The sequence below is a fragment of the Gardnerella vaginalis genome (assembly GCF_001546485.1).
Classification (GTDB): domain Bacteria; phylum Actinomycetota; class Actinomycetes; order Actinomycetales; family Bifidobacteriaceae; genus Bifidobacterium; species Bifidobacterium vaginale_D.
In genome coordinates this window covers 1-1,237 of the sequence record NZ_KQ956859.1, presented here as the reverse complement: position 1 = coordinate 1,237, position 1,237 = coordinate 1, and the positions used below count along the sequence as shown (strand labels likewise).

At 41.7% G+C, this 1,237-nt stretch carries 2 protein-coding genes; both read left to right on the top strand.

The genetic code is table 11. From position 1 onward, the window contains the following. The first annotated feature begins 592 nt into the window (after positions 1-592). Complete coding sequence (locus HMPREF3208_RS03575; RefSeq protein ID WP_064347273.1) at positions 593-913, top strand: type II toxin-antitoxin system RelB/DinJ family antitoxin; 321 nt, start codon at positions 593-595, stop codon at positions 911-913. Next, positions 910-1,191: a type II toxin-antitoxin system YafQ family toxin gene (locus HMPREF3208_RS03570; protein WP_064347271.1), complete on the top strand. Its 282-nt coding sequence runs from the start codon at positions 910-912 to the stop codon at positions 1,189-1,191. Before HMPREF3208_RS03575 ends, HMPREF3208_RS03570 begins: the two co-directional genes overlap by 4 nt. Positions 1,192-1,237: the final 46 nt, after the last annotated feature.

The following is a 1,237-nucleotide window of genomic DNA, read 5'->3' as shown; positions in this document are numbered from 1 at the left end:
CGTATAATCCCGTTTTTTCGTTACTCGCGCAGACGCCGGGTAATTTTCCGGCACATGTTCCAAAAAATGGCTGATGCTCGCACTATAAGCGCCTCGCTGCTGAGCTTGCTTTCGCGCGCTAAATCGTAGCGCTCAAGCAGGTCATCGCTCCAAACGTGGGGAACTTATCTCGCGTTTGGAGGGTTTAAGACTGCATAGCACTCCAAACGTGGGGAACTCATCTCGCGTTTGGAGCGTGTCATACGGTTATTTGCTCCAAACGCAATCTGCAATAACAACAAAGTTTTTAACGCGGAAGTCAAAAACTTACCAAAATACGAAAGTTTTTAACGCCGAATTCAAAAACTTTGAATTTTAAGCAAGTTGCACAGTAAACGTAAACGCACAGCAAACGTAATGCAATTGTAATACAGTGTAAAACGTTTATATAATATTGTATAACAGTGCAATACATTGTAGAATGTAATAAAAGTTGATATATGAATATAAAAGAGCTAGAAAAACAAATCAAAATTAAACAAAATTAACGAGTCAAGAAAACTAATGCGCTTATAGAAGCAAAAATTATAAGTATAAAATCAAGGAGCATATTATGGCAATCAGCGCAACAGCAGCCACAACGAAAGCAAAAACCGCAGCGAAAACCGCAAGCATCAACGTGCGCGTCACCAAGGATGTTAAAGCACAGGCAGAAGAATTATTCGCCAGCTTTGGCATAACTCTTAGCGACGCAATCAACATGTTCTTGCACAAGTCGCTTATGGTAGAAGGACTCCCCTTCGACTTAAAACAGCCAAAATACAATAAAGAAACAATCGCCGCGTTTAAGGAATATGACTACATGAAAGCGCATCCAGAAGAGTACAAGCGCTACGACAATGTTACCGAAGCATTGGAGGACGCACTAAAATGAGCCTAAAAGTCGTATTATTAAACTCATTCAAAAGAGATCTTAAGCGTATAAAAAAGCGTGGCTACGACATAAAACTCTTAGATAGTGTCGTGCGAATGATTGCATCGCAAGAGAAACTCGCTGAAAGATACTGTGACCACGCACTTACAGGCAACTATTTAGGATTCCGCGAATGCCATGTAAAATCAGACTGGCTGCTTATATATCGCATAGATAACGATGACGTGGTACTCGTGCTTTCTCGCACGGGAACGCACTCAGACATGTTCAACGAATAGCGCTCCGACCTGCTTGAGCGCTCGCTTTGACCGAGCTTGAAATCAA